At 69.1% G+C, this 21747-nt stretch carries 24 protein-coding genes; 14 read left to right on the top strand and 10 right to left on the bottom strand.

All coding sequences use genetic code 11. The annotated features are described in order from the left end of the window. Positions 1 to 21 precede the first annotated feature (21 nt). Positions 22 to 1227 (bottom strand): ABC transporter substrate-binding protein, encoded by a 1206-nt coding sequence (locus tag AC07PF_RS07105; protein ID WP_494603365.1) that lies wholly within the window; start codon positions 1225 to 1227, stop codon positions 22 to 24. A 249-nt stretch (positions 1228 to 1476) separates the two neighbouring features. On the opposite strand from AC07PF_RS07105, the gene AC07PF_RS07110 reads away from it, so the two are divergent. Next, positions 1477 to 2322, top strand: coding sequence for a FadR/GntR family transcriptional regulator (locus tag AC07PF_RS07110; RefSeq protein WP_494611329.1), 846 nt, complete (start codon positions 1477 to 1479; stop codon positions 2320 to 2322). Positions 2323 to 2326: 4 nt separating this feature from the next. Here AC07PF_RS07110 and AC07PF_RS07115 read toward each other — a convergent pair whose 3' ends face one another. Beyond that, entirely contained in the window at positions 2327 to 2650 is a 324-nt protein-coding gene (locus AC07PF_RS07115; RefSeq protein WP_494611331.1) for a YnfA family protein, read from the bottom strand. A 121-nt stretch (positions 2651 to 2771) separates the two neighbouring features. On the opposite strand from AC07PF_RS07115, the gene AC07PF_RS07120 reads away from it, so the two are divergent. Both AC07PF_RS07120 and AC07PF_RS07125 read left to right on the top strand, forming a co-directional pair. Then, complete coding sequence (locus AC07PF_RS07120) at positions 2772 to 3116, top strand: NIPSNAP family protein (RefSeq protein WP_494611332.1); 345 nt, start codon at positions 2772 to 2774, stop codon at positions 3114 to 3116. Further along, positions 3113 to 3457 (top strand): antibiotic biosynthesis monooxygenase family protein, encoded by a 345-nt coding sequence (locus AC07PF_RS07125; protein ID WP_494611333.1) that lies wholly within the window; start codon positions 3113 to 3115, stop codon positions 3455 to 3457. The genes AC07PF_RS07120 and AC07PF_RS07125 overlap by 4 nt, the downstream gene beginning before the upstream one ends. A gap of 168 nt (positions 3458 to 3625) precedes the next feature. Here the strand turns inward: AC07PF_RS07125 and AC07PF_RS07130 are convergent, their stop codons facing one another. The 3 genes from AC07PF_RS07130 to AC07PF_RS07140 all read right to left on the bottom strand — a co-directional run bounded on the left by AC07PF_RS07130 (position 3626) and on the right by AC07PF_RS07140 (position 6702). Further along, complete coding sequence (locus AC07PF_RS07130) at positions 3626 to 4366, bottom strand: metallophosphoesterase family protein (protein ID WP_494611334.1); 741 nt, start codon at positions 4364 to 4366, stop codon at positions 3626 to 3628. A 26-nt stretch (positions 4367 to 4392) separates the two neighbouring features. Next, positions 4393 to 5142 carry a hypothetical protein gene (locus AC07PF_RS07135; protein ID WP_494611335.1) on the bottom strand — a complete coding sequence of 250 codons (750 nt, stop codon included), beginning with the start codon at positions 5140 to 5142 and terminating at the stop codon, positions 4393 to 4395. 135 nt (positions 5143 to 5277) lie between these two features. Further along, positions 5278 to 6702 carry an FAD-binding oxidoreductase gene (locus tag AC07PF_RS07140; RefSeq protein WP_007856636.1) on the bottom strand — a complete coding sequence of 475 codons (1425 nt, stop codon included), beginning with the start codon at positions 6700 to 6702 and terminating at the stop codon, positions 5278 to 5280. Between the two features lie 197 nt (positions 6703 to 6899). Here AC07PF_RS07140 and AC07PF_RS07145 point away from each other — a divergent pair, with 197 nt between their 5' ends. The 5 genes from AC07PF_RS07145 to AC07PF_RS07165 all read left to right on the top strand — a co-directional run bounded on the left by AC07PF_RS07145 (position 6900) and on the right by AC07PF_RS07165 (position 10703). Next, positions 6900 to 7700: a GntR family transcriptional regulator gene (locus AC07PF_RS07145; RefSeq protein ID WP_007856635.1), complete on the top strand. Its 801-nt coding sequence runs from the start codon at positions 6900 to 6902 to the stop codon at positions 7698 to 7700. After that, on the top strand, positions 7697 to 8509 hold the full coding sequence (locus tag AC07PF_RS07150; protein WP_494611336.1) for a transporter substrate-binding domain-containing protein: 813 nt from the start codon (positions 7697 to 7699) through the stop codon (positions 8507 to 8509). Before AC07PF_RS07145 ends, AC07PF_RS07150 begins: the two co-directional genes overlap by 4 nt. Before the next feature lie 84 nt (positions 8510 to 8593). Beyond that, entirely contained in the window at positions 8594 to 9268 is a 675-nt protein-coding gene (locus AC07PF_RS07155; RefSeq protein ID WP_007856630.1) for an amino acid ABC transporter permease, read from the top strand. 6 nt (positions 9269 to 9274) lie between these two features. Further along, a complete protein-coding gene (locus tag AC07PF_RS07160) occupies positions 9275 to 9928 on the top strand; it encodes an amino acid ABC transporter permease (RefSeq protein ID WP_145694238.1) in 654 nt (217 codons plus the stop codon). Continuing rightward, positions 9912 to 10703, top strand: coding sequence for an amino acid ABC transporter ATP-binding protein (locus tag AC07PF_RS07165; protein WP_494611337.1), 792 nt, complete (start codon positions 9912 to 9914; stop codon positions 10701 to 10703). Before AC07PF_RS07160 ends, AC07PF_RS07165 begins: the two co-directional genes overlap by 17 nt. Before the next feature lie 66 nt (positions 10704 to 10769). Here the strand turns inward: AC07PF_RS07165 and AC07PF_RS07170 are convergent, their stop codons facing one another. Beyond that, positions 10770 to 11231 (bottom strand): hypothetical protein, encoded by a 462-nt coding sequence (locus AC07PF_RS07170; RefSeq protein WP_007856627.1) that lies wholly within the window; start codon positions 11229 to 11231, stop codon positions 10770 to 10772. 271 nt (positions 11232 to 11502) lie between these two features. On the opposite strand from AC07PF_RS07170, the gene AC07PF_RS07175 reads away from it, so the two are divergent. Next, a complete protein-coding gene (locus AC07PF_RS07175) occupies positions 11503 to 11949 on the top strand; it encodes a hypothetical protein (protein ID WP_007856625.1) in 447 nt (148 codons plus the stop codon). A 345-nt stretch (positions 11950 to 12294) separates the two neighbouring features. After that, positions 12295 to 12867 carry a cob(I)yrinic acid a,c-diamide adenosyltransferase gene (locus AC07PF_RS07180; RefSeq protein ID WP_494603344.1) on the top strand — a complete coding sequence of 191 codons (573 nt, stop codon included), beginning with the start codon at positions 12295 to 12297 and terminating at the stop codon, positions 12865 to 12867. A gap of 8 nt (positions 12868 to 12875) precedes the next feature. Here AC07PF_RS07180 and AC07PF_RS07185 read toward each other — a convergent pair whose 3' ends face one another. The 4 genes from AC07PF_RS07185 to AC07PF_RS07200 form a co-directional block, all read right to left on the bottom strand. After that, positions 12876 to 13685 carry a GntR family transcriptional regulator gene (locus AC07PF_RS07185; RefSeq protein ID WP_145694241.1) on the bottom strand — a complete coding sequence of 270 codons (810 nt, stop codon included), beginning with the start codon at positions 13683 to 13685 and terminating at the stop codon, positions 12876 to 12878. Between the two features lie 73 nt (positions 13686 to 13758). Further along, positions 13759 to 14982: an amidase gene (locus tag AC07PF_RS07190; protein ID WP_494611338.1), complete on the bottom strand. Its 1224-nt coding sequence runs from the start codon at positions 14980 to 14982 to the stop codon at positions 13759 to 13761. 10 nt (positions 14983 to 14992) lie between these two features. Continuing rightward, the gene (locus AC07PF_RS07195; RefSeq protein ID WP_494611339.1) at positions 14993 to 15907 is read right to left on the bottom strand and encodes a polysaccharide deacetylase family protein; all 915 of its coding nucleotides are present in this window, start codon (positions 15905 to 15907) and stop codon (positions 14993 to 14995) included. Then, entirely contained in the window at positions 15904 to 16353 is a 450-nt protein-coding gene (locus tag AC07PF_RS07200; protein ID WP_494611340.1) for a nuclear transport factor 2 family protein, read from the bottom strand. The genes AC07PF_RS07195 and AC07PF_RS07200 overlap by 4 nt, the downstream gene beginning before the upstream one ends. Before the next feature lie 266 nt (positions 16354 to 16619). On the opposite strand from AC07PF_RS07200, the gene AC07PF_RS07205 reads away from it, so the two are divergent. The 4 genes from AC07PF_RS07205 (at position 16620) to hpxZ (ending at position 21719) form a co-directional block, all read left to right on the top strand. Further along, the gene (locus tag AC07PF_RS07205) at positions 16620 to 17804 is read left to right on the top strand and encodes an ABC transporter substrate-binding protein (protein WP_007856619.1); all 1185 of its coding nucleotides are present in this window, start codon (positions 16620 to 16622) and stop codon (positions 17802 to 17804) included. Positions 17805 to 17882: 78 nt separating this feature from the next. Further along, entirely contained in the window at positions 17883 to 18761 is an 879-nt protein-coding gene (locus AC07PF_RS07210) for a branched-chain amino acid ABC transporter permease (RefSeq protein WP_494611341.1), read from the top strand. 23 nt (positions 18762 to 18784) lie between these two features. Then, the gene (locus AC07PF_RS07215) at positions 18785 to 21325 is read left to right on the top strand and encodes a branched-chain amino acid ABC transporter ATP-binding protein/permease (protein WP_494611342.1); all 2541 of its coding nucleotides are present in this window, start codon (positions 18785 to 18787) and stop codon (positions 21323 to 21325) included. A gap of 1 nt (position 21326) precedes the next feature. After that, on the top strand, positions 21327 to 21719 hold the full coding sequence (gene hpxZ / locus AC07PF_RS07220; protein ID WP_494611343.1) for an oxalurate catabolism protein HpxZ: 393 nt from the start codon (positions 21327 to 21329) through the stop codon (positions 21717 to 21719). Positions 21720 to 21747 lie beyond the last annotated feature (28 nt).

The raw sequence follows: 21747 nt of genomic DNA on the forward strand, positions 1-21747 counted from the left end.
GCCCGTCGGGCCGCGCGGCGCTCAGGCGATCTTGCAGCCGGTCTGCTCGAGGGGCAGGAACGACTTGCCCGAACTGACCACGTCCACGTAGTCGTCCTTGTTGGCCATCTTCGCTTTGGCCTTGCCCTTGAGCAGGTAGTAGTTCTTGAGCACCTGGTGATCGCCCTTGCGGATCTCTTCGTCGCCCGTGAGGCCCTGGTACTTCATGCCTTCCATGGCGGCGATCACGGCCTTGGGCTCCACCGTGCCGGCCTTGATGATGCCGTCGATCATGAGCTTGGTGCAGATGTACGAGCCCGCCAGGCTGTAGTTGGGGTTGGACTTGAACTTGTCGTTGCTGCGCTTGACCAGGTCGAGGTTCAGCGGCGCGTTGGCCGTGTGCCAGTACTGCGCACCGAAGTAGATGCCCTCGCACAGGTCGGCGCCCAGCGACTCGAACTGCTCCAGCCCCGAGGCCCAGGCCACCAGGATGGTCATGTTCTTGTGCATGCCGAAGCTCACGGCCTGGCGCAGCGCGTCGGACGACTGCGAGCCGAAGTTGAGCAGCAGCAGCACGTCGGGCTTGGCGGCCATGGCATTGGTCAGGTAGCCGCTGAACTCCTTTTCGGTCAGCGAGTGGTAGCTGTTGCCCACGTGCTCCAGGTTCTTTTCCTTGAAGATGTTCTTGGCCGCCGACAGCAGGCCGTCGCCGAACACGTACTGCGGCGTGATGGTGTACCAGCGCTTGGCCTTGGGCAGGGCCTCGGCCAGGGGACGCACCGTCTGCTCGATGGCGCCGAAGGTGGGCACCGACCAGCGGAAGGTGGCGGCATTGCAGTCCTTGCCCGTGATCTCGTCGGCGCCGGCGGTGGTGATGAAGATGCCGCCGGCCTTCTCGGCCTCCTTGCCCATGGCCAGTGATTCGGACGACAGGATGCCGCCCGCGAAGAAGCGCGTGCCCTGCTGCTGCGAGGACTCCTGCACCTTGCGCACGGCCGTTGCGGGCTTGCCCTCGGTGTCCAGCACCGTGTAGGCCAGGGGGCGCTTGAGGGCCGTGCCGTACTGCTCGATGGCCAGCTTCATGCCCAGGTCGGCGAACTTGCCGTTGGCCGCGAACGCTCCCGACATGGGCACCGGGCAGCCGAACTGGATAGCACCGCTGGACTGTGCCCAGGCGCTCTGGGCCAGGCCCAGCGATGCGGGCAGTGCGCCCAGGGCGGAGAGTTGCAAGAGTTGACGACGGTGCATGGGGCGAGCTCCTTGGGAGGGGTTGGGGCCGGTCGGCCGATGGCGGTATGGCAGTTGCAAAGCACACTGCGTGCCACCGCTACAGAGCGTCGTTTGCGCTCATTTCTGCTATTTATAGTGATAAATAGGATAAACACCGTGCGTAAAAACCCTGCATTCCGCCCGCTGCCCCCTTGCGGTGCATACACTGCACCATCGATGGCACTGCCGGAGACTGCCGGCAGGTGCTGAGCAACGACAATCCCGACCATGGCAACTACAACGTCCACCAACAAGCCGCTCAAGGCCCTCAAGCGCTCCGACCTGGTGGCGCAGGAGGTCAAGCGCCTGATCACCGAGAAAAACCTGAGCCCGGGCGACCGCCTGCCGCGCGAGAGCGAGCTGCAGGCGCAGTTCGAAGTCAGCAAGGGCACGATCCGCGAGGCCCTGAAATCGCTGGAGGTGCAGGGCCTGGTGACCATCTCCACCGGCCCTTCGGGCGGGGGCACCATCGCCGAGGTGCCGCTGGACCGCACCCTGCAGTTCATGCAGAACTACCTGTTCTTCCAGGAAGTGACCATCGACAACATCTATGCCGTGCGCCAGTTCCTGGAGCCGGAGCTGGCCGCCTGCGCCGTGCCCCACCTGACGGAGGCCGACTTCGAGGCGCTGGAGCATTCCATCGCCTGCTGCGACCCGGCGTCGAGCAGCGAGGACATGCTCAGCCAGCGTCGCGAGGACGTGAACTTCCACGACATCCTGGCGGCGGCCTGCCCGAATCCGTTCCTGCGCTTCAACTGCGAGCTGATCAACGAGATGCTGCGCCAGCTCATCGTCTACGGCAACCGCACGCCCAAGGCCGAGCACCGGCGCTTCGGCGAGGTCAACGCCGACTTCCACCGCGAGATCGTGCAGGCCGCGCGCGCGCGCGACGTGGAAAAGGTGCGCGCCCTGATGGTCCGCCACATGCAGGATGCGGCCAGCAGCGTCAAGCGCATGAAGGGCCGCCTGCAGGGCCGGCTGATCCTGGACGCCGAGACCCTGCGCAGCCCGCGCTCGGCCCATGTGCGGCCGAAGGCCGCGGCCAAGGTGGCCAAGCCGAAGACCGCGGAATAGGGGATCAGCGCGCTGGCTGGAACATGATGATGGCCATGCCAGCCAACGCCACGGCCACACCGGCAATGTCCCAGGCCGTGGGCCGGATCTGGTCCACCGCCCAGAGCCAGGCCAGCGCCACGCCGATATAGACGCCGCCGTAGGCGGCATACACGCGGCCTGCGGCCGCCGTGTCGTGCAGGGTCAGCAGCCAGGCGAACAGGGCCAGGCTGGCGGCGGCCGGCAGCAGCAGCCACACGGGCTTGCCCTGCTTGAGCCACAGGTAGGGCAGGTAGCAGCCCACGATCTCGGCCAGCGCGGTGGCGATGAACAGCAGCAGGGTCTTCATGCGGAGGGCAGGGGCGGCAGGGCGATCTTCTTCTTCATGATGCTTCGATGGTGGGCGAAGCATCCGGGGCGGTCAAGCGCCTATCGTGAAGCCTGTTTCCACCACAGGATTTGCCTCCATCATGATCACCTGTTTCATCCGCTACGAGATCGACCCCTTCCAGCGCGACACCTTTGCCGAGTATGCGCGGCGCTGGGGCCAGATCATCCCCCGCTGCGGCGGTCACCTGCTGGGCTACTTCCTGCCGCACGAGGGCAGCAACTACGAGGCCTGGGGCCTGATCGGCTTCGACTCGCTGGCCGCCTACGAGGCCTACCGCGCGCGCCTGCGCAGCGATGCCGAGGGCCGTGCCAACTTCGCCTTCGCGCAGGAAAAGCGCTTCATCCTGCGCGAGGAGCGCACGTTCACGCAGGGCGTGCAGGGCACGCTGGGCCTGCCGGCCCATGCGCAGGAGGCCACGCCATGATGGCCGTGATCTTCGAGGTGACGCCCGCGCCCGGCCAGCGCGGCGCCTACCTGGATGCGGCAGCGGCCTTGAAGCCCCTGCTCGCGCAGATCGACGGCTTTGTCTCCATCGAGCGCTTCGAAAGCCTGGCCACGCCGGGCAAGCTGCTGTCCCTGTCCTTCTGGCGCGACGAGGAGGCCGTGGCCCGCTGGCGCCAGCTGGAGGCGCACCGCAGCACCCAGGCGGCCGGGCGCGACCATGTGTTTGCCGACTACCGGCTGCGCGTGGCGGCCGTGGTGCGCGACTATGGGATGAACGACCGGGCGCAGGCGCCTGATGACTCACGTGCCGTCCACGGGTGATGCGCCCTCGCTACAGAAGTCCAGCAAGAATCTATTGCGTTTGAAACTGGCGCGGCCAGGGCCAGTGCCCCCGTGCAAGGGCCGCCCCGCCGCACTGGGGGCGTCCCCCTCCCAGATTGCGAAGCAATATGAGAGAGGGGGAAGGCGCGAAGCGCCTCAGGGGGTGCTTCATTCCGGCATGGTTCCCGTGCGCAGCGCGTGCGCCCACCCGGGTCGGCCGTTCCGATCGGCCAGCACGGCCATGGATTCATGGTCGTAGGGCACCAGGTGGTGCTCCACCGCCCAGCCCCGCTCAGTCCACTCCGCGATGGCGTAGCGTGCGTCAGGCGTGCCGTTCTCCACCTTGTGGGCCACGGGGTGGTCATCGTCGTAGGCCTGCAGGCCCACGCTGCCAGGGTTGAGCAGCAGCACACCGGCACCCAGGCGCACCTGGCGCGGCACATGCGTGTGGCCGCTGGCGATCAGCGGGGCGTACTGGCCCGCCAGGCGCTCGTCGATCTCGGTCGGGGTGGCGGCGCGCACCGTGGAGCCGTCCAGCGTTTCGAGCAGATACTCGTGGTCGCTGCGCGGCGAGCCATGGCACAGCAGCACGTTCTCGTCCAGGCGCAGGGTGTGGGTGAGGCTGCGCATCCAGGCGAACTCGGCTTCGGTGAGCTGGCTGTGCGCGTACTGGTCCGATGCGCCGCCGTGGCCCGGGCGCAATTGCAGCACCTGGCGCTCGTGGTTGCCGGCCAGCGACAGCCAGTCCGAGGCCATCAGCCACTGCGCCGTCTCGCGCGGCAGCAGGGGGCCCGACAGGTTGTCGCCCAGGTTCACCACGCGGTCGGCACCGCGGCGGGCTATGTCCGCCGCCACGGCTTCGAGGGCCGCGAGGTTGCCGTGGATGTCGGAGACGAAGGCGATGCGCATGGGTAGGGTGTGGTGGTCTCGTGGGGTCAGCACGGCGAGACGCTGCCGCCTGCGCTGCTGAGCAGGTTCGCGGTCACCTGCGCGCGGTTGAACAGCAGGTCGCACAGCCATGCATAGACCAGGGCAATATAGCCCAGCAGCGCCCAGCCCACATAGTCGCCAAAGACGATGGTGTGCAGCCAGTTCTGGCCGAACAGGTAGAGCCCGCTGGCAGCAGCCGTGGCTAGCAGCAAGGTGGCCGCCGCAGGCAGCAGCTGCAGCCGGGCTGCGGGGCGCCTGAGAGCGGCCACGCCCAGCAGGGCGAAGGCCAGGGCATTGGCGCCGCTGAAGATGCGCAGCTCGCGCAGCAGCTTGCCGGCCGTCTCCAGGTACTGCGTGCGGATCAGGTCCGAGAGCTGCGCCTGCATATGCTGCAGGGTGCCGAGCTTGAGCGCCATGCGCTCGGTGGTGCGCCGGCGGCATTCGCATTCAGGGACGCCCATCTCGGCAGCGATGGCGGCAATGCGTGCGGGCAGGTCGTCGGTGAGTGCCCTGCGCACGGCGGCGATCTCGCGTTCGTGCTCCTGCAGCAGAACACGGGCCTTGCCATCGAGGAAGCGCGTGTCCAGCGCCGCGACCTTCTCGCCGGTCCTCTGCTCGATCTGCGCCCGGATCATCGTGCTGGCGGTCTGTTCCACCCAGGCCGGCTGGGCGATGGATACCGCCAGCAGGCCGCCAAAGAACAGGCTGCCTGCGAGGGCGATGAGCAGGACCAGGGGACGGACGAGGGCGTGCATGGCAGGCGGATGGACAGGCCGGAAATCGGCCACGATACGCCAGACCGGGCGCAGTGCACCGCACCGCCCTGCGGGAAAGTGTGACTTATGCCCGCAAACCAGGCTGCGCTCGGGGCAACGGCCTCGCGGCCGCCTTCACAGCGCGAAGATCTTGCCCGGGTTCAGGATGTTCTTCGGGTCCAGCGCGCGCTTGATGGCGCGCATCATGTCCACCGCGCCGGCGCCCGTCTCGTCGAGCAAAAAGCCCATCTTGTGCAGGCCCACGCCATGCTCGCCGGTGCAGGTGCCGCCCAGCGCCAGGGCGCGCGCCACGAGCTTGTGGTTCAGGTCCTCGGCGGTCACGCGCTCTTCGGGGATGTTCGGGTCCAGCAGGTAGCCGAAGTGGAAGTTGCCGTCGCCCACGTGGCCCACGAGGAAGTAGGGGATGCCGCTGGCGTCGGCCTCGGCCACCGAGTCGAGCAGGCAGTCCGCCAGGCGGCTGATGGGCACGCAGGTGTCGGTGCTGATGGCGCGGCAACCCGGGCGGCTCTGCACGGCGGCGAAGTAGGCGTTGTGCCGCGCGGTCCACAGGCGCGTGCGTTCCTCGGGCGTGCTGGCCCATTCGAAGGCATTGCCGCCGAACTCGCTGGCGATCTCCTGCACGGTCTCGGCCTGCTCCTTCACGCTCGAGGGCGAGCCGTGGAACTCCATCAGCAGCATCGGCTCTTCGCGCAGGCCGAGCTTGCTGTGCGCGTTGACCATGCGCACGGTGTTGTGGTCGATCAGCTCGACGCGCGCGATCGGCACGCCGAGCTGGATGGTCTGGATGGTGGTGCGCACGGCCGCCTCGATGCTCGGGAACGAGCAGATCGCGGCCGACACGGCTTCGGGCAGGGGGTACAGCCGCACCGTGATCTGGGTCATGACGCCCAGGGTGCCCTCGCTGCCCACCATCAGGCGCGTGAGGTCGTAGCCGGCGCTGCTCTTCTTGGCGCGCGTGCCGGTGCGGATGACCTCGCCGCTGGCGGTCACCACCTCCAGCGCCAGCACGTTCTCGCGCATGGTGCCGTAGCGCACGGCGTTGGTGCCGCTGGCGCGCGTGGCGCACATGCCGCCGATGCTGGCGTCGGCACCGGGGTCGATGGGGAAGAACAGGCCCGTGTCCTTGATCGCGTCGTTGAGCGCCTTGCGCGTGATGCCGGGCTGCACCGTCACGGTGAGGTCCTCGGCATCGATGCTGAGCACCTGGTTCATGCGGCTGACGTCGATGCTGATGCCGCCCTGCACGGCCAGCAGGTGGCCTTCGAGCGAGGAGCCCGCGCCGTAGGGGATCACCGGCACCTCGTATTGACCGGCCAGCTTCACGGCATCGGCCACGTCCTGCGTGCTTTCGGCAAACACCACGGCCGAGGGCGGCGGCGCCTGCAGCGAGCCCTCGTCGCGCCCATGCTGTTCGCGCACGGCCTGGGCCAGGGAGCACCGGGCACCGAAACGGGCCTGCAGCGCATCGATCAGCGCTTGGGGCACCTCGCGCAGGTGGATTTCGGGCAGCAGGTGCGAGGCGGCGGTGGGGGCGTTCATGGCGTGTCTCCGGGCGGAATCTGGTGTGGGATTCATTTTAGGGCGGTGTGCCCAAACGCGGGGCGGGCCAAGCAGAACCCGACTGCCGTGTGCGCCGCCGTAGTGCGGCGAGCGCTGCCTGCGCATCCCATTGGTGCGCCAAGCTGGTGCATTGTGCTTGTATACCAGTTGGCACGAAAGCTGCAAAGGTGGTGTCAATGACTTCCGCCACCGACATCAGCAACCGCATCATCGAAGCCGTGATGGCCCAGAAGCTGGCCCCGGGCTCGCGCCTGGGCGAGCAGCAGCTGGCCATGCTGTTCGACTGCAGCCGCACCATCGTGCGCGAGGCGCTCACGCGGCTGTCCACGCGCGGCATCGTTACCGTGAGCGCGCGTCGCGGCTGGTACGTGATCGAACCCTCCGAGGACGAGGCACGCGAGGCCTTCGAGGCCCGGCGCGTGATCGAACTCGGCCTGCTGCACCAGCTCAAGTCGGTGGACAAGGCGGCCGTGCGCCAGCTCAAGAACCACCTGCAGCGCGAGAAGGCGGCCCTGGCCGGCAGCGACGTGGGGGCGCGCAGCTTCCTGCTGGGCGACTTCCACGTCTGCCTGGCCGAGTGCCTGGGCAACAGCCTGCTGGCCGACACGCTGCGCGACTTCACGGCGCGCACCACGCTGATCGCCATGCTCTACCAGTCCTCGCACGACGCAGCCCAGTCCTGCGCCGACCACGTGCGCATCGTCGAGGCGCTGGAGGCCGGCGACATCGCCCGCGCCGAGGCCCTCATGTCCGAACACATCGGCACCGTGCAGGACGCGCTGCGCCTGCAGGCAGCCCACGACCCGCTGGCCGAGCTGCGCGACGCGCTGGCGCCGGTGCGCAAGAGCGCTGCCGCGCCCGAGGCGGCAGCCCCTGCTACCCCTGCCAAGGGCCGCGCCCCGCGCAAGGCGGCCGCCAAAAAATCCGTTCCCCCACCGTCCGACGACGCATCTACCTACCTAGGAGCCCTGCTATGACCCCCCGTGCCACCACCCGCCGTTCCACCCTGGGCCTGCTGGCCGCCGCCGGCCTGTCGGCCGCAGCGCTGCTGTCCCCTGCCGCGCATGCGCAGAACGCGCTGGACAACATCCTCAAGGCCAAGGAAATCAAGATCGCCATCCCCACCGACTACCCGCCCTATGGCTTTGTCGGCACCGACCTCAAGCCCCAGGGCCTGGACGTGGAGATGGCCGGCTACATCGCCACCAAGCTGGGCGTGAAGGTCGAGCTGATCCCCGTGACCAGTGCCAACCGCATCCCCTACCTGCAGACGCAGAAGGCCGACCTGGTGATCTCCACCCTGGGCAAGAACCCCGACCGCGAGAAGGTGATCGACTTCACCGCGGCCTACGCGCCCTTCTTCCAGGCCGTGTTCGCGAGCAAGAGCCTGTCGATCAAGAGCTTTGCCGACCTGGCCGGCAAGTCGGTGGCCGTGACGCGCGGCGCCATGGAAGACCAGGAGCTGGCCAAGGTCGCGCCCCCCGGCGTGGACGTCAAGCGCTTCGAGGACCATGCGGGCAGCATCTCGGCCTTCGTCTCGGGCCAGACGCAGGCCATTGCCACCAGCGCATCGACGGCCGGCACCATCATGGTCAAGAACCCCAACCTGGCCACCGAGTACAAGCTGCTGCTCAAGGACAGCCCCAACTTCATCGGCGTGGCCAAGGGCGAGGACAAGCTGCGCCTGCGCGTGAACGAGATCATTGCCGAGGCGAAGAAGTCCGGCGACATCGACAAGATGTCGAGCAAGTGGCTGGGCCGCCCTGCAGGCGATCTGCCGCAATAAGCCCCACGCTGCCTGAGGCCCGCGCGCACTCCACCCACCTTGCACAGGCCCGCCGCGTGACGAGCGCTGCGGGGCAACCGCACCATGCTGATCCAACTGGATTTCTCTGCCGTGTTCTCGCAGTGGCCCCTGCTGCTGCGCGGCGTGGCCTGGACGATAGGGCTCACCCTCGTGGGCACGGTGCTGGGGCTGGTGCTGGGCACGGCCTGTGCCTGGGCCCGGGCGCGCAACCTGGGCCCGCGCCCGGCGGCGCTGCGCTGGGCCGTGGCCGCGTATGTGGAACTGGTGCGCAACACGCCGTTCATCGTGCAGCTGTTCTTCATCTTTTTCGGGCTGCCGGCGCTGGGGCTCAAGCTCTCGCCCGAGCTCGCTTCGGTGCTGGCCATGGTGATCAACCTGGGCGCCTACTCGTCCGAGATCATCCGCGCCGGCATCGAGGCCACGCCGCGCGGCCAGGTGGAGGCCGCTGCCAGCCTGGCCCTCACGCCCGGCCAGACCTTTCGCCGCGTGGTGCTGCCGCCTGCGCTGCAGAAGGTGTGGCCCTCGATGGTGGGCCAGATCATCATCGTCATGCTCGGTTCGGCGGTGTGCGGCCAGATCTCCACGCCCGAGCTGAGCTATGCGGCCAACCTGATCTCGAGCAACACCTTCCGCGCGTTCGAGGCCTTCATCGTGGCCACCATCGTGTACCTGGCGCTGTCCATGCTCACCCGGCGCCTGCTGGTCTGGGTGGGCGCGCGTTTCCTCGTAGGAAGGTAATTCGACATGGTTGAGTTCAGCATCTGGGACATCCTGCGCAACCTGCTCGGTGCCGCGCGCTGGACGGTGAGCCTGTCGCTCATCGCCTTCATCGGCGGCGGCTTGGTGGGCCTGGCGCTGCTGGTGCTGCGCCTGTCCAAACTGCGCGGCGCGCAGCGCGCCATCAGTGCCTATGTGCAGGTCTTCCAGGGCACGCCGCTGCTCATGCAGCTGTTCCTGGCCTACTTCGGCATCGCCCTGTTCGGCATCAAGACCTCGCCGTGGACGGCGGCTGCCTTCGCGCTCACGCTCTACACCAGCGCCTACCTCACCGAGATCTGGCGCGGCTGTGTGGAGTCCATCCCCAAGGGGCAGTGGGAGGCCGCGCAAAGCCTGGCGCTCAACTTCCGCGAGCAGCTGCGCCACGTGGTGCTGCCGCAGGCGCTGCGCATCGCCGTGCCGCCCACAGTGGGCTTTCTGGTGCAGGTCATCAAGGGCACGGCGCTGGCCTCGGTGATCGGCTTCGTGGAGCTGACCAAGGCCGGCAGCATGATCTCCAACGCCACCTACAAGCCCTTCCTGGTCTACGCCTGCGTGGCCCTTCTGTACTTTGCCCTGTGCTTCCCGGTGAGCCTGGTGGCGCAATCCCTCGAAAGGAAACTCCATGGCAACCGGCACTGAAACGATCGATGCTGTCGCGGCCACCGCACCCGTGCCGGGCCGCCCTATCGTCGACATCACGGCGCTGCGCAAGTCCTACGGCACGAACGAGGTACTCAAGGGCATCGACCTCAAGGTGCAGCGCGGCGAGGTGATCGCCATCATCGGCAAGAGCGGCTCGGGCAAGAGCACGCTGCTGCGCTGCGTGAACGGCCTGGAGGTGTTCCAGGAGGGCGCGCTCAGCGTCAACGGCCAGAAGCTCCTGCACGAAAGCCCTGCCGCCATGCGCACGCTGCGCCAGCAGGTGGGCATGATCTTCCAGAACTTCAACCTGTTCCCGCACCTCTCCGTGGGCCGCAACATCATGCTGGCACCCACGCTGGTCAAGGCGCGCGACGCCAAGGCCGCGGCCGAGCAGGCGCGCCAGCTGCTCGAACGCGTGGGCCTGGCCGAGAAGTTCGACGCCATGCCCGACCAGCTCTCGGGCGGCCAGCAGCAGCGCGTGGCCATCGCGCGCGCGCTGGCCATGGAGCCGCAGGTGCTGCTGTGCGACGAGATCACCTCGGCGCTGGACCCCGAGCTCGTGGGCGAGGTGCTGCGCGTGGTGGAGTCGCTCGCGCTCGAAGGCATGACGCTGATGATGGTCACGCACGAGATGGCGTTCGCGCGCAAGGTCAGTGACCGCGTGGTCTTCATGCACCAGGGCCGCGTGCACGAGACCGGTACACCTGCCGAACTCTTCGGCAGCCCGAAGACGCCCGAACTGCAGCAGTTCCTTTCGTCGCTGCACGACTGAAGGCACGGGCAGGGCGCAAAAAAGCACGCCGCAGCGTGCCTTGGGGTGGATGAAGGGAGGGCCCGGTCAGGACTTGGTGGCCAGCGCGAACTCTTCGAGCGACAGGAACTTGTCCTTGTTGCGGTCCAGCGCCTCGAATTTCTCGCTGATGGCGGGCAGCATCACGGCCTCCTGCGGGCTCAACTGGCCATCGCGGTTGGCATCGGCGCGCGCAAAGGCGACGCCGGCCTGCGAGTTCTGCACCTGCTGGGTGGTGCCGGCCGTACCGCCGAGCTGTGGCGCCAGGGCGGGCGATGGGGTGGTGGCGCTGTGGGGGATGGGCGGGGTCACTCCCAGGCTGGGTGCTGCAGGCCGCGTGGCGTTGGCCGGGGCGGTCAGCGGCGGGTTGTTGGTGGCGCTCTGCGCATGGGCGGAGGGCGCGGCTGTGATGGCACCGATGGACAGCACGGCGAACAGCAGGGCGCTGCTGGCATCGAAGGGGTGGGCGGCCTTGAGCGGTTTGGTGTTCAGGGTCGTTGGGGTCTTCATGGGTGGTGTGCTCCGAAGTTGACAGGCTGCCATTGCACCGCAGATGGCATCGGGCATCCAGTCATTTTGCCTGCTGTTGCGCGCGCCTACATTTGCCTGCCCGGTGTAACTCTTGGTGTAGGACGCCTGGCCGATTGCGCCCAAGCAGGCCCGAGCCAGGGCGCCCGGAGTCCCACGCCAGTCCCTGCGCAAGTCCTACAGCCCCGCCCACGGCGGGCCTGAACAATGGACCCAGAGCAATCAACGCTCTTCTTTTGACAAGGACTCTCCCATGACTACCAAGCACACCCTCATCGCTTCCCTGGCTGTTCTCGCCTGCAGTGCTGCATTGGCACAGGCCCCCGCTGGCGTGGGCAAGACCCCCGCCGAAGTGAGCCCGTCCGCATCGGGTGGCGCAGCCGCCACCTCCGCACAGAACAAGGTCGACAACAAGAAGGCCAATTCGTCGGTCGCCGTGGCTAACCCCGCAGCCGGCATGGGCAAGGGCGCTCCGGCCCCTGAAATCGATGCTACCGCTGCTGGCGGCAAGGCCGCTGCCAACGCTGAAAAGAAGACCAACGCCCGCCTGATGGACGCCAACGGCGACGGCATGGTGTCGCGCGCCGAATGGGACCGCTACCATGCCGACGCCTGGGCCGGCATGCAGTCCAGCGCCAAGAACGGCCTGGTCTCCACCGCCGAGATTGACGCCGCCAACCGCCGCGCCACGGTCCAGTGATCGCCGCCATGGCGACCGATGAATCCGGTGTGGCTGGCATCCGCCCTGGGGCGGGTGCCACCCACCGGCCCCGCCCCGCGGGTGGCGCAATGCCCGCACCCCATTTCGCGATGCAGTGAAGTGACACCTGCCTTTCAGGGGCACGGTGGCGCTCACTGCATTTGCGTTTTCAATGGCGCTTTCACGCCTGTTCCCCAGCCCCCCGTGTGCGCCCCGTGTGCGGCGATGGATGACAATACCGCCCATGCCTGCCGAGGAGGGTGCCGTGCACCTGCGTCGGCATCCCCCCCATTCACCGACCAGCGTTGCCGAACTCCCTGCAGGCGCTGCGCACAGGAGACTTCCATGGGCAATCGACTCAGCGCCATCACCACCCGCACGGGCGACGCCGGTACCACCGGCCTGGGCAACGACCAGCGCGTGTCCAAGAACAGCACGCGCGTGCATGCCATGGGCGACGTGGACGAGCTCAACTCCCACATCGGCCTGCTGCTGTGCGAGCCCCTGCCCGACGACGTGCGCAGCCTGCTGGTGCAGGTCCAGCACCAGCTGTTCAACCTGGGCGGCGAGCTGTCGATCCCGGGCTACGAACTGCTCAAGCCCGAGGCCGTGCTGCAGCTCGACGAGGCGCTGGCGCACTACAATGCATCGCTGCCCAGGCTGGCGGAGTTCATCCTGCCGGCCGGCACGCGCGCCGCTTCGCAGGCCCATGTGTGCCGTACCGTGGCCCGGCGCGCCGAGCGCGTGGTCGTGGGCCTGGGCAGTGAAGAGACCCTGAACGACGCGCCGCGCCAGTACCTGAACCGCCTGTCGGACCTGATGTTCGTGCTGGCCCGCGTGCTCAACCGCATGGATGGCGGGGACGACGTGTACTGGCAGAGCGAGCGCCTGGCTCGCTCACAGGCCACCGAGGGCTGAGAAAAGAGCTAGGCCATCCCGAGCATGCGCGCCAGGTTGTTGTCGCTGCGCTCCTGCTGCAGCGTGATGCTGTGCTCCAGCGCCAGCAGGTGGGCTTCCATCTCGCGCGCAGCGCCGTCGGCGTCGCCCTGGGCGATGAGGTCGACCACGCGCGCATGCTCTTCGTGTTCGCACGAGGCCTTGCCGGGCGGCTCGTACAGCGCCACGATCAGCGAGCAGCGCGACACCAGCTCCATCAGGTAGCGCTGCAGCACCGGGTTGCGTGACAGCTCGGCCAGCCGCAGGTGGAAGGCGCTGGCCAGCCGTGCCCAGGCGGGCTGGGTGAAGCGGTGCATGGCGTGGTGCTCTTCCTCCAGCTGCTGGCGCAGCGAGGCGATGTCCTCGGGGGTGGCATGCCGCGTGGCCAGGCGCACGATGGAGCCTTCGAGCGCGCGGCGCGCCTCGAACACCTGGCGCGTCTCCTCGGGCGTGGGCTCGGCCACGATGGCGCCGCGGTTCGGGCGCAACTCCACGATGTGGTCGTGCGCCAGCGCCTGCAGCACCTTGCGCACGGTGGCGCGGCGCACGTCGAACAGCTCGCACAGCGAGGCCTCGGGCAGTTTGGTGCCGGGCGTGAGGCGCTGGGTCATCACGCTCTCGTACACGGTGTTGTAGATGCGTGTCTCCACGTCGTCGCCCGTGCGCAGTCCCGGCAGGCCGGGAAGCTCGCTTTCCTGCAGCGGCGTGGCCGCCTTGAGCGGCACGACCGCAGGAGCGGTGATCGAGGGGGTGGCCCGCGGCGGCCTGGCGCCAGCGCGGGGAGTTGTCTTGGTGGCCATGGTGTTCGCCCGGATCGGCTGCTGTCTGTCGTCGCGCGGTCCGGCGGATGTTGTTGCCCCCATTGTCGCGCCTTCAGCGTGCGCCGTCCTGCAGCGCCTGCCAGACCTCTATGGCCAGACGCACCAGGGCCAGGTCGCTGCCGGCCGGGCCGATCAGCGACACCCCTGCCGGGAGGCCGCCGGCCGTGGCCAGCGGCAGGCTCACCTGCGGCAGCCCGGCCAGCCCGGCAATGCAGCAGATGCGCAGGGTGCGTGCGCGGATAGCGTCGATCTCGGCGCCTGCGGCGCTGCGCAGCGGCGCCACGCTGGCCGCCGAGGGCAGGACCAGCGCCGTGCCGCTGCCGACGAGTGCGCGCACCTGGGCGCGCGCCGCCAGGCCTGCGGCACGCGCCGCGCCGGCGGCTTCGGCCGTGACCTCTGACGCGGCCTGCCAGCGTCCCGCAATGGCCTCCTCGAAGCCGGGGGCGTTGGCGCTGATCCATGCGCCGTGGGCCTGCCAGGCCTCGTGGGCACCCCAGGCCACATAGTGGCGGCGCCAGTCCTCCAGCGAGCTGCCCTGGGCTGCCGTGGCCGTACCCACCCCTTGGGGCAGGAGCGTGGCGAGCACTTCGCCCACCCGGGGCAGCAGCGCAGCCACCTCGGCATCGGCCTCGGCGGCCGCATCCTGCAGCTGCAATGCGCGCACGGCCGCAAAGGGGGTGGCCGGCAGCAGGGCCTGGGCCACGCGCTCGAAGGTGGCGGCATCGTGCGCGAACCAGGTCGCGGTGTCGAAACTGTCGTGCAGCGGCACCAGGCCGGCGCGCGATACCAGGCCGTGCGTGGTGCGCAGGCCCCACACGCCGCAGTAGCTGGCCGGCACGCGGGTGGAGCCACCGGTATCGGTGCCCAGCGCAAAGTCCACCAGCCGCGCGGCCACGGCCGCGACCGAGCCGCTCGACGAGCCGCCCGGGATGCGCTTGGGCGCGGCGCTGTTGAGCGGCATGCCGTAGTGCAGGTTGTGGCCATGGATGCTGTAGGCCAGCTCATCGGTGACGAGCTTGCCGCACAGCGTGGCGCCGGCGTCGAGCAGCTGCTGCACCAGCGCGCTGTGGCGCGCGGGCACCGGGTGGCTGGCCAGCCAGGCGGGGTTGCCCGCGCCCGTGGGTTGGCCCGCCACGTCGAACACGTCCTTGGCGGCAAAGCGCAGGCCGGCCAGGGGGCCGTGGGGTGCCCCTTCGATCACGAAGTGGCCGTGCGGCACCCAGGCATTGGCGGTGTCGGTGAAGGGCAGGCCGGGGGAAGCGATGGGGCTGTGCATGGGGTGGGGCTCAGGCAGAGGGGAACAGGGCATCCACGTGCTCGCAGAGGGCGCCGGGCGTGGTGAACCAGATGGCACCGGCGTCGCGTGCGCGGGCCACATGCTCCAGCGCGCGGCGCAGGTGGCGCAGCCGGTAGGGCTGGCCCACCAGGTAGGGGTGCAGGGCGATGCCCATGACCAGCGGCTGGGCTGCCGACTGCTGCAGCATCTCGTCGAAGTTGTCGACGATCATCTGCGCGAAATCCTTGCCGTCGAGCTGGCGCGCAATGATCATCGGGATGTCGTTGAGCTCCTGCGGGTAGGGAATCGACCACAGCCGCTGGCCGCTGCGCGTGCGCATCGGCACGGGCTGGTCGTCGTGCGCCCAGTTCAGGGTGTAGCGGTAGCCGGCCTCGGCCAGCAGGTCGGGCGTGGTGGGGCTCTCCGAGATCCAGGGCGAGAGCCAGCCCGCAGGCGCGCCGCCGCTGGCCTGTGCGATGCGCTCGCGGCAGGCGGCCAGCAGCGCGGCTTCCTCGGCCTCGGCGAAATCGCCCTGGCGCTCGGAGTTGGTGTGGCCGTGGCCGATCAGCTCGTCGCCGCGCGCTGCGCAGGCGGCCAGCAGTTCGGGGCAGTGGTCGTACAGCGCGGTGTTCACAATGCAGCCGGCTGGCAGGGCCAGCTGGTCGAACAGCTCCAGGCAGCGCCAGGCGCCCACGCGGTTGCCGTACTCGCGCCAGCTGTAGTTGAGCACGTCGGGCTCGGGCGAGGCCGGGCCGATGCGCGCACCCAGCCCGCCGCCAAAGGCGAAATGCTCCAGGTTGAAGCCCAGGTAGACCGCCAGGCGCGCGCCGTTCGGCCAGGTGTAGTCGGGGCGGCGGGTGATGGGCGTGTAGCCGAAGCGCCCATGGGTGGGCAGCGGTCCGTCGCCATAGATGCTGGTGATCATGCGCCGGCCTCTGGTGTGGACCAGGGCGCGGCCAGGCCGGCGCGCACCAGCAGCCATTCGGCGCTGTCGTTCCACACGTCCATGCGCGCGATCAGGCCGCGCTGCAGCACGTAGCGGTCCACATAGCGGTTGCCCTCGAACGGCGTGCCATCGGGCCAGGCGCCGTAGAGCGTGCCGGTGTTGTAGACCACGGCCTCTTCGTGGGTGGCACCGGCCACGACGTCGGTGCTCTCGAACTTCTTTTTCACCCAGGCATAGCGCGTGGCGTTGAAGGCGCTGCACTCGGCCGGCTGGCGCATGGGGCGCCCGCCCGTGAAGCGGATGGCCAGGCCGGGTGCGACGAAGCGGCTGGCTGCCACGGGGTCGGGAATCATCACCAGGCGCAGGAACTCTTCGACGATGGCGCCGGCGTCCTGGGAGGGCGGTGTGGATGGTTGCTGCTGCATGTTGGTGCTCCTGGTTGCACCACCGGGGTGCGAAATGCGACGGCGGTGCTTCGGAATGGGGCAGAACACGGTGAACGCCCCTTGGTTCTTGTTGTCAGCAAAGCATGTGCCAGATTGTCGACAATTACGTATAAATGTAGTCGCCAATAAACATAAGCATTTGTTGACACTGGCACGGTGCTTGCTGGTGAAGCCTCCCGAGGCGGACCGAATCCCGCCCACCGATCCGTTCATCCCCGTCCACCCGCCACTGCAGGAGAACCGCCATGCCTTTCACCACCCGCCGCCGCTTTGCCGCCGCCACGCTCGCCACCGCGGCCTGGGCTGTCCTGGGCACTGCCCATGCCGCCGATCCGATCAAGGTCGGCCTGGTCACCGCGCTCTCGGGCCAGTCGGCGCTGGCGGGGGACGCCATCACGCGCGGCCTGACCATCGCCATCGAGGAGATCAACGCCAAGGGCGGCCTGCTCGGCGGCCGCAAGCTCGAACTGGTGCGCCGCGACGACGAGGCCAACCCCGCCAAGGGTGTGACCGCAGCGCGCGAGCTGATCTACAAGGAGAAGGTGGCCGTGCTCTTCGGCGGGCTGGACACGCCGGTCTCCATCGCCATCGTGCAGCTGGCCAACCAGGAGAAGGTGCCCTTCATGGGCCCCTGGGCCGCAGGCACGCCGGTGACCAAGAACGGCGCCAAGCCCAACTTCGCGTTCCGCGTCTCGGCCGTGGACGAGATCGTCGATCGCGGCATGCTGGCCTATGCGCAAAAGACCTTCAATGCCAAGAACCCCGGCATGATCCTGGTGAACAACCCCTGGGGCGAGTCCAACGAGAAGGGCCTGACCGCAGCGCTGACGGCCAAGGGCATGAAGGCCGCCGGCATCGAGAAGTTCGGCGACAGCGACGTGGACGTGGTGCCCCAGCTCACACGCCTGAAGGCCGCCGGCGCCGACGCGCTGTTCCTGGTGGGCAACGTGGGCCCCTCGGCCCAGGTGGTCAAGTCGCTGGACCGCATGGGCTGGCAGGTGCCCATCGTTTCGCACTGGGGCCCTGCGGGCGGCCGCTTCACCGAACTGGCCGGCCCCAACGCCAAGAACGTGCACTTCGTGCAGACCTACAGCTTCTTCGGCAAGCAAGGCCCGGTGGGCGAGAAGGTGGTGGCGGCACTCAAGGCCAAATACCCCGAGATCAAGGGCCCCGACAACATCACCCCCGCCGTGGGCGTGGCCAATGCCTACGACGCCATGCAGCTCGCGGCGCTGGCCATCACCCAGGCCGGCAGCACCGATGGCGACGCCGTGCGCCAGGGCTTCTACAAGATCGGCAAGTACGAGGGCCTGATCAAGGGCTATGACAAGCCCTTCAGCGAAGCCAACCACGACGCGCTGAGCGAGAACGACTACGTCTGGGCGCAGTTCATCGGCAACCGCATCCTGCCGGTCGGCCTCGAAAAATAAGCCCTGCACGCCTCGCGGTCCCGCGCCCCCATCGGCGCGGAACTTTTCCTGCTTTTCCCCATTTCTTCGATCACCACGATGCTCTTTCTCTCCGCCCTCATCAGCGGCATCGGCCTGGGCAGCATGTACGGGCTCATGGCCCTGGGCTTTCACGTCACCTTCGTGGTCTCCGGCACCGTGAACTTCGCCCAGGGCAGTTCCATGATGCTGGGCGCCGTGCTCACCTACGGCTTTGCCATGGTGCTGGGCTGGCCCATGGCGCTGGCCGTGCTGCTGGCGCTGCTGCTGTGCGCGCTCTATGGCCTGGCCGTGGAGTTCTTCGCCGTGCGCCCGTTCGCGCGCCGCAACTCGGACGCCTGGCTGATGGCCACGGTGGCGCTGGGCATCGTGGTCGACAACCTGGCCATGTTCACCTTCGGCAAGGAGCCGCGCAGCCTGCCCTCGCCCCTGGCCCAGGCGCCGATGACGCTGGGCGACATCGGCCTGGGCGTGTACCCGCTGCAGCTGCTCATCCCGGCCATCGGCCTGGTGCTGGCCGCCGTGCTGCACTTCGTGGCGCGGCGTACGCGCTGGGGCACGGCCATGCTGGCCGTGGTGCAGAACCGCGATGCCGCGCGGCTCATGGGCGTTCCCATCGGGCGCGTGGTGTCGGCGGCGTTCGCGCTGTCGGCCGTGTTCGCGGGCGTGGCCGGCGTGCTCATCGCGCCGCTCGTGAACGTGCAGTCCGACATGGGCACGCTGTTCGGCCTCAAGGCCTTTGCGGTCGCCATCCTGGGCGGCATCGGCAGTGCCTGGGGCGTCATGGCCGCGGGCCTGCTCTTCGGCGTGGCCGAGGCGCTGATCACCTCCACGCTGGGCTCGGGTTACACGCAGATCCTCACTTTCTCGCTCGTCATCGTGGCGCTGGCCGTGCGCCCCAACGGGCTGTTCGGGCGTGCCCTGGTGCGCAAGGTATGACGAAGAAGAACACGCCTCTTTCCATGCAGACTGCATCCCTTCACCCTCCTTCGTCCGCACGCGGGCTGGCCATGCCGGCGCTGCTGGGCCTCACCGCGCTGGGCGTGGCCGTGGGCCTGGCGCTGGCCACCCAGGTCAACGGCTACTACGTCTTCGTGCTGGCCAATGTGGCGCTGCTGGCGCTGGTGGGCATCGGCCTGAACGTGCTGCTCGGCCTGTCGGGCCAGGTGTCCTTCGGGCACGTGGGCTTCTACGCCATCGGCGCCTATGCGGTGGCCATCCTCACCACCAAGGCGGGCTGGAGCTTCTGGGCCGCCTGGCCGGTCGCGGCCGTGCTGGCCGGCGCCATGGGTGCGCTGCTCGCGTTGCCGGCGCTGCGCGTCAAGGGCCCCTACCTGGCCATGGTGACCATTGCCTTCGGCCTGATCGTGGAGCACAGCGCGGTGGAGATGCGCGACCTCACGGGCGGGCAGAACGGCATCATGGGGATCGCCGCACCGGCAATGGGCATGGCCGCGCTGCGCGGCGAACGGGCCATCGCGGTGCTGGCCATCGTGGCCGTGGCGGTGGCGCTGCTGGCCTATGTGCGGCTGTCGCGGGGCGCCTGGGGCGCCGCGCTGCGTGCGGTGCGTGATTCCGAGACGGCGGCCGAGTCCATCGGCCTGAACCCGCTGGCCGTGAAGACCGTGGCGTTCGCCCTGTCTGCCCTGCTCGCGGGGCTGGCGGGCGGGCTGTATGCGCCGCTCTCGGGTTTCGTCACGCCGCACAGCTTTTCCTTCCTGCAGTCCATCCTGTTCGTGCTGGTGGTGATGATCGGCGGTGCGGGCAGCATCGCCGGGCCGCTGGTGGGCGCCGTCATCGTCGGCCTGCTGCCCGAGCTGCTGTCGAGCCTGGAGGAGTACCGCCTGCTGTTCTTTGGCGCACTGCTGCTGGTGGTGCTGTGGGTGGCGCCGCAGGGCCTGGTGGGGCTGCTGGCGCGGCTGCACCGCAGCGCACCCGCGCCCGTGGATGGCACGGCCGCGCATGGCGACGCGTTGCCGGCCCTGAAGCCGGCACAGGGCAGGGCGCTGGGCGCGCAGGGCCTGTCCATGGTCTTCGGCGGCGTGCGCGCGGTGAGCGAGCTGTCGTTTGCCGTGCGGCCCGGTGCCGTCACCAGCCTGATCGGGCCCAACGGCGCGGGCAAGAGCACGGTGCTCAACATGCTCAGCGGCTTCTACACCCCCACCAGCGGCGGCGCGCTGCTGGGCGCCGAGCCGCTGCAGGGCCGCGGTGCCTGGCGCATCGCGCGGGCCGGCGTGGCGCGCAGCTACCAGACCTCGCAGCTCTTCGGTTCGCTCAGCGTGCTCGACAACGTGGCCCTGGCGCTGGCACGCGGCACCCTGGGCCCGTTGCTGGGCGATGGCCGCGTGTGCTCGCCCGGCGCGCGGGACGAAGCGCGCGCCCTGCTGGCCTGGTGCGGCTACAAGGGTGCCGTGCAGGTGCCGGCGGCCGACCTGGCCCACGTCGACCGGCGCCTGGTGGAGATCGCCCGCGCCCTGGCCCTGCGGCCCGAGGTGCTGCTGCTTGACGAGCCGGCCGCCGGCCTGTCCACCGAGGACAAGGACCAGCTCTCCGCACTGCTGCGCCGCATTGCCGACCAGGGCGTGGGCGTGCTGCTGGTGGAGCACGACATGGCGCTGGTGATGGGCCTGTCGGACCATGTGGTGGTGATGGAGTCGGGCCGCCACCTGGCCGAAGGCACGCCGGCCGAGGTGCAGGCCCATCCCGCCGTGCGCAAGGCCTACCTGGGCGAGGGCGCAGGCGGCGCCGTGGCGGTGCATGCCGCCGTCGGCCGCCAGTTGCCGGGCGACGCGCCCGAGGTGCTGGGCGTGGGCCGGCTCACCACCGGCTACGGTGCCGAGCCCGTGCTGCACAACGTGGACCTGCGTGTGCGCCAGGGCGAGATGGTGGCCCTGCTGGGCGCCAACGGCGCCGGCAAGTCCACGCTGATGCGCACCCTGGCCGGCCTGCACCGTCCCGTGGAGGGGGGCATCCACCTGCAGGGGGGGGAGCTGGGCCCGCTGCGCGCCGAGCAGATCGTGGCGCGCGGCCTGGTGCTGGTGCCCGAGGGGCGCCAGGTCTTCCCCGAGCTCTCGGTGCTCGACAACATCCGGCTGGGCGCCTTCCTGCACCCCGAGGGCCGCGAGGCCCGGGTGGAAGAGATGCTGCAGCGCTTTCCGCGCCTGCGCGAACGCCTGTATCAGCGCGCCGGCCTGCTCTCGGGCGGCGAGCAGCAGATGCTGGCCATTGCCCGCGCCCTCATGAGCCGCCCGCGCGTGCTGCTGCTCGACGAGCCCTCGCTGGGCCTGGCGCCCAAGGTCATCGAGGAGCTGTTCGCCTCGCTGGCGCGCCTGCGCGACGAATCCATGACCCTGGTGCTGGTGGACCAGATGGCGGCGCTCGCGCTGTCGCTGGCCGACCGGGCCTATGTGCTCGAAGGCGGGCGCGTGGTGGCCCAGGGCACGGCGGCGGAGATCGCGGCCAACGATGCCCTCACACGGGCGTATCTCGGCGGTGGACACTGACATGAACGACAGCACGACAACCATCAACCTGCCCGATGTCCTCGCCGAGGTCACGGCTGCGTTTGCGCGCTACGAGCATGCACTGGTCCACAACGAAGTGGACGTGCTCGACGCGCTGTTCTGCCATGGCCAGCACACGGTGCGCTATGGCGCCACGGAATGCCTCTATGGCATCGATGCCATCCGCGCCTTTCGCAGCGGCCGTTCACCCGCGGGGCTGGCGCGCACGCTGCGCAATACCTGCATCACGGCCTACGGGCGCGACTTCGCCACCGCCAGCACCGAGTTCACGCGCGAGGGCAGTGCGCGCACCGGCCGCCAGCAGCAGACCTGGGTGCGCATGCCCGGCCAGGGCTGGTGCGTGGTGGCAGCGCATGTCTCGCTGATGGACTAGCATCTTTCCCCATAACCGGAGACTTCTC

Source organism: Acidovorax sp. GW821-FHT10A04 (assembly GCF_059415825.1).

What these genes read in the sequence shown, in the direction of transcription:
- AC07PF_RS07145 (WP_007856635.1), top strand. Translation starts at nt 6,900, where the DNA reads ATGACTTCCGCCACCGACATCAGCAACCGCATCATCGAAGCCGTGATG.
- AC07PF_RS07120 (WP_494611332.1), top strand. Translation starts at nt 2,772, where the DNA reads ATGATCACCTGTTTCATCCGCTACGAGATCGACCCCTTCCAGCGCGAC.
- hpxZ (WP_494611343.1), top strand. Translation starts at nt 21,327, where the DNA reads ATGAACGACAGCACGACAACCATCAACCTGCCCGATGTCCTCGCCGAG.
- AC07PF_RS07190 (WP_494611338.1), bottom strand. Translation starts at nt 14,982, where the DNA reads ATGCACAGCCCCATCGCTTCCCCCGGCCTGCCCTTCACCGACACCGCC.
- AC07PF_RS07180 (WP_494603344.1), top strand. Translation starts at nt 12,295, where the DNA reads ATGGGCAATCGACTCAGCGCCATCACCACCCGCACGGGCGACGCCGGT.
- AC07PF_RS07125 (WP_494611333.1), top strand. Translation starts at nt 3,113, where the DNA reads ATGATGGCCGTGATCTTCGAGGTGACGCCCGCGCCCGGCCAGCGCGGC.
- AC07PF_RS07195 (WP_494611339.1), bottom strand. Translation starts at nt 15,907, where the DNA reads ATGATCACCAGCATCTATGGCGACGGACCGCTGCCCACCCATGGGCGC.
- AC07PF_RS07110 (WP_494611329.1), top strand. Translation starts at nt 1,477, where the DNA reads ATGGCAACTACAACGTCCACCAACAAGCCGCTCAAGGCCCTCAAGCGC.
- AC07PF_RS07150 (WP_494611336.1), top strand. Translation starts at nt 7,697, where the DNA reads ATGACCCCCCGTGCCACCACCCGCCGTTCCACCCTGGGCCTGCTGGCC.
- AC07PF_RS07105 (WP_494603365.1), bottom strand. Translation starts at nt 1,227, where the DNA reads ATGCACCGTCGTCAACTCTTGCAACTCTCCGCCCTGGGCGCACTGCCC.
- AC07PF_RS07205 (WP_007856619.1), top strand. Translation starts at nt 16,620, where the DNA reads ATGCCTTTCACCACCCGCCGCCGCTTTGCCGCCGCCACGCTCGCCACC.
- AC07PF_RS07115 (WP_494611331.1), bottom strand. Translation starts at nt 2,650, where the DNA reads ATGAAGACCCTGCTGCTGTTCATCGCCACCGCGCTGGCCGAGATCGTG.
- AC07PF_RS07160 (WP_145694238.1), top strand. Translation starts at nt 9,275, where the DNA reads ATGGTTGAGTTCAGCATCTGGGACATCCTGCGCAACCTGCTCGGTGCC.
- AC07PF_RS07165 (WP_494611337.1), top strand. Translation starts at nt 9,912, where the DNA reads ATGGCAACCGGCACTGAAACGATCGATGCTGTCGCGGCCACCGCACCC.
- AC07PF_RS07155 (WP_007856630.1), top strand. Translation starts at nt 8,594, where the DNA reads ATGCTGATCCAACTGGATTTCTCTGCCGTGTTCTCGCAGTGGCCCCTG.
- AC07PF_RS07175 (WP_007856625.1), top strand. Translation starts at nt 11,503, where the DNA reads ATGACTACCAAGCACACCCTCATCGCTTCCCTGGCTGTTCTCGCCTGC.
- AC07PF_RS07130 (WP_494611334.1), bottom strand. Translation starts at nt 4,366, where the DNA reads ATGCGCATCGCCTTCGTCTCCGACATCCACGGCAACCTCGCGGCCCTC.
- AC07PF_RS07210 (WP_494611341.1), top strand. Translation starts at nt 17,883, where the DNA reads ATGCTCTTTCTCTCCGCCCTCATCAGCGGCATCGGCCTGGGCAGCATG.
- AC07PF_RS07185 (WP_145694241.1), bottom strand. Translation starts at nt 13,685, where the DNA reads ATGGCCACCAAGACAACTCCCCGCGCTGGCGCCAGGCCGCCGCGGGCC.
- AC07PF_RS07140 (WP_007856636.1), bottom strand. Translation starts at nt 6,702, where the DNA reads ATGAACGCCCCCACCGCCGCCTCGCACCTGCTGCCCGAAATCCACCTG.
- AC07PF_RS07200 (WP_494611340.1), bottom strand. Translation starts at nt 16,353, where the DNA reads ATGCAGCAGCAACCATCCACACCGCCCTCCCAGGACGCCGGCGCCATC.
- AC07PF_RS07170 (WP_007856627.1), bottom strand. Translation starts at nt 11,231, where the DNA reads ATGAAGACCCCAACGACCCTGAACACCAAACCGCTCAAGGCCGCCCAC.
- AC07PF_RS07135 (WP_494611335.1), bottom strand. Translation starts at nt 5,142, where the DNA reads ATGCACGCCCTCGTCCGTCCCCTGGTCCTGCTCATCGCCCTCGCAGGC.
- AC07PF_RS07215 (WP_494611342.1), top strand. Translation starts at nt 18,785, where the DNA reads ATGCAGACTGCATCCCTTCACCCTCCTTCGTCCGCACGCGGGCTGGCC.